Annotated in this window: 6 protein-coding genes; 1 reads left to right on the top strand and 5 read right to left on the bottom strand. The window is 39.9% G+C overall.

The window, feature by feature from the left end:
- Window positions 1-80 precede the first annotated feature (80 nt).
- The 4 genes from E1163_RS03130 to E1163_RS03115 form a co-directional block, all read right to left on the bottom strand.
- On the bottom strand, window positions 81-962 hold the full coding sequence (locus E1163_RS03130; protein WP_155169364.1) for a hypothetical protein: 882 nt from the start codon (window positions 960-962) through the stop codon (window positions 81-83).
- A 534-nt stretch (window positions 963-1,496) separates the two neighbouring features.
- Entirely contained in the window at window positions 1,497-1,811 is a 315-nt protein-coding gene (locus E1163_RS03125) for a hypothetical protein (RefSeq protein WP_155169362.1), read from the bottom strand.
- Window positions 1,812-1,899: 88 nt separating this feature from the next.
- Window positions 1,900-2,142, bottom strand: a complete 243-nt coding sequence (locus E1163_RS03120) for a hypothetical protein (protein ID WP_155169360.1) — start codon at window positions 2,140-2,142, stop codon at window positions 1,900-1,902.
- 11 nt (window positions 2,143-2,153) lie between these two features.
- Window positions 2,154-2,399 (bottom strand): hypothetical protein, encoded by a 246-nt coding sequence (locus E1163_RS03115; protein WP_155169359.1) that lies wholly within the window; start codon window positions 2,397-2,399, stop codon window positions 2,154-2,156.
- 122 nt (window positions 2,400-2,521) lie between these two features.
- On the opposite strand from E1163_RS03115, the gene E1163_RS03110 reads away from it, so the two are divergent.
- A complete protein-coding gene (locus E1163_RS03110; protein ID WP_155169357.1) occupies window positions 2,522-2,968 on the top strand; it encodes a helix-turn-helix domain-containing protein in 447 nt (148 codons plus the stop codon).
- 88 nt (window positions 2,969-3,056) lie between these two features.
- On the opposite strand, the gene E1163_RS03105 is transcribed toward E1163_RS03110, so the two are convergent.
- Window positions 3,057-4,505, bottom strand: coding sequence for a tetratricopeptide repeat protein (locus E1163_RS03105; RefSeq protein WP_155169354.1), 1,449 nt, complete (start codon window positions 4,503-4,505; stop codon window positions 3,057-3,059).
- Window positions 4,506-4,627 lie beyond the last annotated feature (122 nt).

Here is a 4,627-nt window from a genome sequence, read left to right as displayed (position 1 = left end):
AACATTATCCATAGTTGCTCATTGTGAGTAGTAATAATCGGCTTTATTTTATATTCTGGCATTATATACAAAAAAACCGGTTAATTCCTTGAGAACTTGATGCCAAAACCTAAACCATAACGGATTCCACTCCAATCCGTTTCTCTTTCAACACCAACACCGTAAGTATATAAATGCTTTTTAACTATATGATGGTCGTATCCCATAAGCGCATTGAGAAATATCACTTCTCCTAAATAATAATTAACTGATATTTCTGGCCCCAAATAAATGTTTAAAAATTCAGTTTTATCACTTGAAAAGCTGGGTTGCCCATTAAGTAAAAACCTGACTGTACTTTCGCTGGTTGTCTCACCCATACCGATATTTAGGCCAATAGCTGCTTTAATTTTATCACGACTAATAAAATTGTATTTTACAAACTCACCTATTTCCCAATCTCTTAAATTATCCTCAAAATTAACTGCGCCATTATATTCTAATTTACCCTGGGTTGACCTCAAGGCTACTTTTGTTCCTATCACCCATCGATTCAGTGACCCACTAAATGTCACTTCATATCCTGTAGATGACGGATAGCTTTCAATTCTGTCATAAGGTAAACCTAAATCTCCATATTGATAAAAACCTCCTGGCAATAATGACTTCATCCTTTCCATTTTATAATTTCCTCGTACCGCTCTTACTGAAATATTAAGGTCGTCACCAAACAAAACAGGAAACGCTGAAGTAATTAGCCCAACTCCTGCACCTGCCAGAAGCCAGTTGGCCTCAGTGCGCTGACCAGCTTCTTGTCCTAATGGTATACCGATCAAGGCCCCACCTAAACCACTCAATATGTAAGCCGGTACTGTTCGACTAGTTCCTATTCTATTATTTGAAATTTGCTCAGGATTATTTTCTACCTGAGAATAACCAAGCAACGTATTGATACAAAAGATTGTAATAAGAATATAACGCATACAATAGTGAAGTTTAATTTTCCAAAGCTATATAATAACTTTAGATAAAGAAGAATATACTATAATAAAAGTAATAATTAATAGAAGTAATATTAAACTATCTCAAAGTTTTCACGTATTTGCATTAACTCAATATCAATTCACTGCTTACTGGTCAACTTGTCTCTTCTTTGAACTTCGATCTTCGGTCCTCCTACTTCCGACTTAACAACTATTTCCCTGCCGATGTCTCTCGCAGAGGACTCGGCATCTTTTTAGGTGGTTGCGTAATCATCGGTCTCTGCCTTCGTTCATGGGGATTCCGGATATTTTCTCCGTTACACTGCGAAAATCCGGAATGACGTGGGGCTTGTTTGGTTTAAAACACCCCTATAATCCCCTCGAGGGGATAGTAGCGTGTAGAAATATTTAAAATACCAATTCTATATCCATTCACTTTTGCCAATCAACTGTCCCTTCTTCGATCTTCGGTCTTCCGACTTGACACACTCACCGATTACCCGGTTACTGATTACCGAATACCGGAATGGCTGCTCAGTTATAAGGATGATTTATCGTATCCTTGATGAAGAATAGCTGCAGTACTTCTTTCAGGCGTTTCAATTGCTCTACGTGGCCTTTCATGCTGAAGTACATCAGTTCAAAGCTGCGCTCGTAGGCTTTCATCTGCTCTGCTTTTTGCATGAGCTCGTTAAGGCCGTTTTGGTAGACCATGCTGGCGAAGTCCATGTTGGTGGTTTCGTAGCTTTCAGCCAGCCTGGTGGTGTTTTTGATGAGTTCATCCACGCCTTTGAGCAGGAGTTTGTACTGGTTTTGGGATTCCTCCCATGTGGGGGTTTTGTCTTTCATGGTTATTAGTGTTTTAGGTGTCATCGCAGGGAGGCACTTGCACCTCCCTTTGATGGTAATCAACCTAACCCAATTGAAACGGGCTGTCTTAAATGTTTTCATCTTTTACAAAGTCCAGCACTATGCTGCCTGCGGTGCTGTACCTGTAGCTCTTGAGCTGTCTGTCGTAAACAATGGGGGCGTTTAGCTCTTCTCTCAGCAACCTGAGCAGGTAGTGCAGGTTGCTCACGGACATATCCAGCTTGCGTGCAAACTCCCCGGGCTTACCGGTATTTTGCTGCTGAATAAGTATGTCAATTTCTTTTACTTTTTTGATGTTTATTGACTGCATTCAGGTGTGGCCTAACGCTGAAAATCTATTTTGGCTATGAGCCTGTTTTGCCGCTTGCTACAAAAGAATAGCTGACGGCCATGCTGGAAATAAAGTATATCCCGATCCAGGCTGCCGGCGTGCTCTTCGAGCTTCTGCATGGCCGGCGTGCTGAAAGATATTGGCTTCAGGGCCTCGAAAATGCGGATTATTTGCATTGCCTGTATCGACGAATGCATGAGTTGTAACTGAGGTTGGTTTAATATTTCCTTGTTCATGGCTACTAAAATGGTTGCTCCAAAATAATTGGTTTGAATAATTCTGGTGAATCAGGAAATAGCTATCTTTAAAAAACTATAATCGTATCACCAAGACAATTATAGTAAATAACTTTGATATATTGAACTATAAATTCGATATTATTTTGAATAAAGTCAATAAGTTTTACTTACAGCTTAAGGAGATTAGGGTAAAGAAAGGGCTCAACCAGGAGCATCTGGCGGCCGAATTGAGCAAAAGAACGGGCACATCCTTTACCCGCAACCAGATATCGCAATACGAGACTGGCAAGAACCAACCGCGGCTGGAGCTACTCCCTGTATTTATGGACATCCTTGATGTTTCTGCCGAGGCGCTTTTGGGCCTGCCCGAGCATGAAAGCAAGGATGATATCGTTCAGTTGGACATCACCGAGTCTACGGGCATCAGAAGAAAGGACGTTAACAGCCTTTCAAAACCTGAGCTGAAGCAGACGCTGACGGATGTGTATGACCTGGCGGATAAACTTATAGAGGAGAATATGAGGCTGAAAGATATTGTACTCCGGATCCACAAGTCAATCAAATAGAGCTACCATCAAATTAAGCAGTTTATTAACAGGTATCAGGCAAAACGGCCTTTGTTGCTGAGCCTGACCTGTCAAAGCTTGTTTAATGTCAGGTTTGCTTTGGTGATGCGGAATCACCTGAGGGCTCCTGATTACCAGAGGAATTCACTGAATTTGATAATTTGTCCAAAGCTTTTGAGACCTTACTGTTCTTAATATAATTTACCCCTTCATTACCAATCCGCTGTATTTCATCAATTACCTCAGTTTTCTCATTTTTAATGGCGTTGAGCTTTTTGTATTTCAGGTAAAGAATGGTACCTCCGAGAGAAAGCAGTAAAAAGGTAATGGCAAAGACCGTCCAGGCGAGGTTGACTTTTCCGATAGCCTGGGCCAACTGTTCTTCCGCCGTGTACTGCTCTACCGAAAGCTCAATGATAAACTTGTTGTTGAGTATTTCCAGGTTTTCTTTCAGGTCTTTCAGATATGCAATCTGCTCATCTTTCATTTGACTAAACCTAATGATGTCATTTACATGAGCTTTTTTGTACGCATCATCAGTATTTTGATATGCCGTGGTTATAATCGTTAAAGCTTCCAGCAGGTTCTCGTCATAGCCATTTGAAACAATGCTTTCTATTGAAGGCTTCAATTTGGAGATTATACTATCATATAAATGTTCTTTCTCATAGAGTTTCGACAGGGTTATTTCGGTGCTCAATATGAGAGGTTTGTCGTTCAGTGTCCTTTTAAGGCTCAAAGCTTGATTTAAATAATGTCGAGCCTCCTTAAGTTGATTTTCAGCTAAAAGTACTTCTCCAATATTGTTAATTGCCATAGCCCTTTTTCGATCTATATTTTTTAGACCATCAAAAGAGACAGACTTATTGTAATATTCTTTAGCTCGCTGATAATCACCTTTTTCAAACATCAAAATGCCAAGTAAATTATACGACCAATTTAGCATTGCGACATCATGGCGATTTTCGAATATTTCTATGGCCTTGATATAAGCATCGTACCCTTTGTCGTAAGCTCCTTTTTTTACCTGACATCTGCCTATGGCTAAGTAGGTATATGGAAGAAATTTGGAAGAACCTTCCTTCGTGTACAGTTGTAGAGCCTCTGTATAATAGAAAAGAGAGTTATCCCACTCATGGGCTGCCGAGTACATTTTCCCTATATTATAAAGGTTATCAGCCGTTTCCTGGTTTTTACCCAACTCTCTAAACATGGAGGCTGATTTAAAGCTTAATCTTATGGCTTCTCCATAGAGTTTTTGATCAATAAGGATTGCTGCTTTTCCGAAGAAACATCTTGCTTCCCAGTATTCATTGTCGAGTTGCTCAGCCTGCTTCTGCAACTGATCCAGATACATCAATGCTTTCGTAGGTAAGGTAGAATAGGTTACGCTATGTAGGTTCCAGAGCAGTTCTAACTCTTTACCATTACCAGCCTTCGCCAATTCCATTTCCAGGCTATCTATTATGGGGGTTGCATAAATCCGGCTAAAACACAATACAACAAGTGCAAGTGCAATTACTCTTTTGATAGACAAAATTCTTTAAAGGTTTAGACACACAAATCTTGTCAGAATTTCATCATTAAAAGAATAAAAATCCGGCGATTCCTTACATAGGAGCTAATACCTGATAAGTGTTATTATTTATTGTCCATGAT

It is taken from the genome of Fulvivirga kasyanovii, assembly GCF_009711405.1.
In the GTDB taxonomy this organism is placed as follows: domain Bacteria; phylum Bacteroidota; class Bacteroidia; order Cytophagales; family Cyclobacteriaceae; genus Fulvivirga; species Fulvivirga kasyanovii.
Note: the sequence above shows the minus strand (reverse complement) of the source record. Positions and strands in the feature narration are given on the sequence as shown.